The sequence below is a fragment of the Variovorax sp. 20P10.2.4 genome, from assembly GCF_058244205.1.
Genome location: NZ_JBZAYE010000636.1, coordinates 1 through 4,058, shown reverse-complemented (window position 1 = coordinate 4,058; position 4,058 = coordinate 1). Strand labels below are relative to the sequence as shown.

Annotated in this window: 4 protein-coding genes; 1 reads left to right on the top strand and 3 read right to left on the bottom strand. The window is 69.5% G+C overall.

Going from position 1 to position 4,058, the window contains the following annotated elements; translation table 11 throughout:
- From AC27VN_RS34695 to AC27VN_RS34685, 3 genes are all read right to left on the bottom strand, one after another.
- Positions 1-1,189: MFS transporter (locus AC27VN_RS34695; protein WP_490879538.1), on the bottom strand; the 1,189-nt coding region annotated here is incomplete at its 3' end.
- Between the two features lie 77 nt (positions 1,190-1,266).
- A complete protein-coding gene (locus AC27VN_RS34690) occupies positions 1,267-2,145 on the bottom strand; it encodes a polysaccharide deacetylase family protein (RefSeq protein WP_490879537.1) in 879 nt (292 codons plus the stop codon).
- 25 nt (positions 2,146-2,170) lie between these two features.
- Positions 2,171-2,875, bottom strand: coding sequence for a fumarylacetoacetate hydrolase family protein (locus AC27VN_RS34685; protein WP_490879536.1), 705 nt, complete (start codon positions 2,873-2,875; stop codon positions 2,171-2,173).
- A gap of 126 nt (positions 2,876-3,001) precedes the next feature.
- Between AC27VN_RS34685 and AC27VN_RS34680 the strand changes: the two genes are divergently transcribed.
- Positions 3,002-3,979: a helix-turn-helix transcriptional regulator gene (locus AC27VN_RS34680; protein ID WP_490879535.1), complete on the top strand. Its 978-nt coding sequence runs from the start codon at positions 3,002-3,004 to the stop codon at positions 3,977-3,979.
- Positions 3,980-4,058 lie beyond the last annotated feature (79 nt).

The window sequence follows — 4,058 nt, the reverse complement described above, 5'->3', positions numbered from 1 at the left end:
CCAGCGCCGCCAGCAGCGTGATCTGCAGCAGCCCGGCCGAGCCCCAGCCCAGGCGCGCGGCGATGGCGCCGATGATGTAGCCCGCGAAGGCGCCCGCGCCGTAGAGCGTGGTGACGAACACGCCGGTGGCGCGGTTGGTGAGCGAGGCGCGCACCGCCTTGATGTGGTAGCCGGCCAGGTTCACGTAGAGCACGCCGCTGACCACCAGGCCCCAGGCGAAGGACAGCGCGGACTGCACCCACATGCCGGTGGGCCCGGAGAACAGCAGGAAGCCCAGCAGCCCGGTGCCCGCGAAGCTCAGAGACAGCACCAGCTTTGGGTGGAAGCGGTCGCCGAGCCAGCCGCCGAAGATGGAGGCGAACACGCCGAAGCCGAAGATGCTCATGACGCGGCCGGTGTCGGCCGGCGTGTAGTGCAGGTGCTCGCGCAGGAAGGTCGGGTACATGCCGAGGTAGCCGTAGATGCACAGGCCGCCGATCACGCTCATCGCGGTCAGCAGCACGGTGTTGCGGTTCCACATGCGCTCGGCGCCGCGCTGGTCGGCGCGCGTGTCGGCCGCTGCCACGTTCTCGGTCATGCGCCGGCCCACGGTGAGCGCAATCAGCGCCATGGCCGCGAAGCCCGCCACGCCGAACACCACCAGCGGCAGCCGCCAGTCGCGCTCGGCGCCGATCAGGTGGCCGCCGAGCAGCGGCCCGACGATCGCGCCGATGCCGAACGAGAAGTTGATCGCGCCCACGGCCGTGGCGCGGTAGCGCGCGAAATGGCTGGCCGCGATCGCGATCACCACCGTGAGCTGCATCGCCTCGCCGATGCCGGTGGCGGCGCGGTAGGCGATCATGTCGGCGAAGCCGTGCGAGTAGGCCGTGAGCAGCGTGCCCAGCGAGAAGATGGCGATGCCGATCTGCAGCACGGTCTTGCGCGACAGCCGCGCCAGCAGGTAGCCGGTGGGCACGCCGGCCACCGCCATGCCGAGCGTGAAGATGGTCGACAGCAGGCCGGTGTCGGCCAGCCCGAAGCCGAACTCGCGGCGCACGTCGGCCGCGATCAGCGGAAAGATCTGCCGGTCCATCGCATTGAGCGCGTAGGACGCGAGCAGCACCAGGAACATGGCGATCTCGAGGCCGCTGATGGGCGCTTCGCGGCGCGCGTCGCCGGCCAGCGGCAGGGCCGAGGTGGTGGAATGCACGATCTGTCTCCTTCTCGCCGGGGCGAGACTCTTGTTCTAGGAAAGGGAGCCCCGGCGGCGCGCGCCGGGGGCAAGTCTCAAGCGGCGTTGCGCGTCGCGAGATGCCAGTCGAGGATCTGCTCGCCGGTGAAGAAGCCGACGTCCTCGCGCTCGCGGATGTGCGCCAGCGCCTCGCGGAAATAGCGCAGCCGGTGCGGCGCGCCCATGATGTACGGATGCACCACCAGCGCCATCACGCGCGCCGAATCCCTGGCGTCGGCGAACAGCTGCTCGAACTGGTCGATGGCGCGGTCGCGGTACTCGCTGGCCTTGTGGTGCTGGATCAGCATCATCGCCACGTCGTTGCATTCCTGCGTGTAGGGCACGTTGACGATGTGGCCGCCGTTGCGCGTCTTCAGCTCCACCGGCTGGTCGTCGAGCACCCAGTCGCAGACGTACTCGTAGCCCTGCTCGGCCAGGATGTCGGGCGTGTGCCAGGTCTCGGTGAGGCCGGGGCCGAGCCAGCCGCGCGGGCGCTTGCCGGTGTAGGCGCGGATCGCCTCGGTGGTCTTGGCGATGTCCTCGGCCTCGTCGGGCACCTTCTGCATGTTGCGCTGGCCGAAGCCGTGGCCGATGAACTCCCAATCGCGCGCCTTCGCCGCCCTGGCGATCGGCTCGTAGGCCCCGATGGCCGAGCCGTTGATGGCGAGCGTGGCGGGGATGCCGAGCGCGTCGATCGCCTCGAGCATGCGCCAGAAGCCGACGCGGTTGCCGTACTCGTGCCAGGCCCAGTTCGGGATGTCGGGCATGGGCGAGCCGCCGGCCGGCGGCGTCAGCACGGTGCGCGGCATGGTCTCGTCGATGTTCCATTCCTCGACGTTGACGATGACCCAGACGGCGAGACGCTTGCCGCCGGGCAGCCGGCGGGCGGGACGGTCGGCGATGGCCGAATAGGCGATTCGTTCGAGCGGTTTCATGCGGTGTCTCCTTGGCCTTGTGCGTTCAGACGATCTCGACCTGCAGCGGCGCGAGGCCCTCGATGCGGCCCGTGAGCCGGTCGCCGCGCTGCACCGGGCCCACGCCTTCGGGCGTGCCGGTGAAGATCAGGTCGCCGGGCAGCAGGCGGTACTGCTTCGACAGCTCGCTGACGATCTCGTGCACGTTCCAGATCATCTTCTCGAGCACCGAATCCTGCCGCACGCTGCCATTGACCACGAGGTTCAGCGCGCCCGAGCGGATGTGGCCGACGCGCGCCACCGGGTGGATCGGGCCGCAGGGCGCCGAGTGGTCGAAGGACTTGCCCTGCTCCCACGGCAGGCCGCGCTTGTTGCACTCGCGCTGGCGGTCGCGGCGCGTCATGTCGAGGCCGGCCGCATAGCCGAACACATGGTCGAGCGCGGTGTCGGGCGAGACATTGGAGGCCTCGCTGCCGATCGCCACCACCAGCTCGAACTCGAACTGGAAGTCCTCGGTCAGCGTCGGATAGGGCACGCGGCCGTCGGTCACCACGGCATCGGCCGGCTTCTGGAAGAAGAACGGCGGATCGCGCTCGTCGCCCTCCTTCATCTCGCGGATGTGGGCCAGGTAGTTGCGGCCCACGCAGTAGACGCGGCGCACGGGGAACTGCCGGTCGCTGCCGACGATGTCGATGGAGATCGGGGCGACCTGGAGGGCGTCGGCGGCGCCGGGCGCGGGGCTGGGGGACATTGCGTGTTGTCTCTCTGGAAGGGTTGTGAAGGAGTGGCTAGAGTCTAGGAACGAGGCCCTTCGGCCTCAACGCACAGGCTTGCGCAAAGATATGCAATCCTTGCGATTCCTCGTGCCAGGCCCGCCATGCAACCAGCGCCCTCCCTCATCGACCCGCCCCTGCCGCGCTCCGGCGCCGCACGCCCCGCCATCGGCAACTACACCATGGCCACGCGGGCGCAGCGCGCCTACTTCGGCATCCACGACCAGACCAACATCCTGCCGAACCCGGTGCCGCACCGGCACGAGTACTTCCAGATCTACGTCAACACACGCGGCGAGACCACGCACTACATCGGTGGCGGCCAGCGCCCGATCGGGCCCGGCACGGTGAGCTTCGTGCTGCCCTTCCTGGTCCACTACATCCCGAACGCGGCCGATGGCGTGTTCCACATCATCAACATCAGCAAGGACTACCTGCTGCCCTCGCTCGACCTCGACGTGTTCGAGCTGTCGGAAGTGCCGCTGGCGCGCGCACCCGAGCTCGCGCCGTTCCGCTTCCAGCACTGCCTGGACTTCCGCTTCGACGCGGCCGAGACCGAAGCGCTGCAGGCGTTGTGCGAGCGCATGACGCAGGAGGCGCAGCGGCCTTCGGGCGAGGACACGGCCAGCCACCTGCTGATTCGCGGCCACCTGCTGAACCTGATCGGCATGGTGTGGCGGCGCTACGGCGATGACTTCCGCCATTGCGAGGCCCAGGGCCTGGTGCTGCAGTCGTACAAGCAGGCCGTGCTGCGCTGCATCCGCTACATCACGCAGAACCTGGCGCAGGAGCTGACCCTGGGCGACGCGGCGCAGGCCAGCCACGTGTCGGCCACCCACCTGGCGCATCTGCTCAAGAGCGAGACCGGCAAGACCTTCCTGGAGATCGTGACCGAGCGGCGCATCGACCGCGCCAAGACGCTGCTGGTCTTCACCTCGGCCTCGGCGGCCGAGATCGGCGAGAGCACGGGCTTCGCCGAGCCGGCCCATTTCGCGCGCCGGTTCCGGCAGGTGGTGGGCACCACGCCCTCGGCCTACCGGCGCCAATACCAGGGCGTGGGCGCGCGGACCTGGATCGAATAGCGGCGCCGCGCTCATGGACTCCCTGATCGCCGCCGCCGCGCGCGCGCTGGCCGCGGGCGACGCGCTCGGCGCGCTCAAG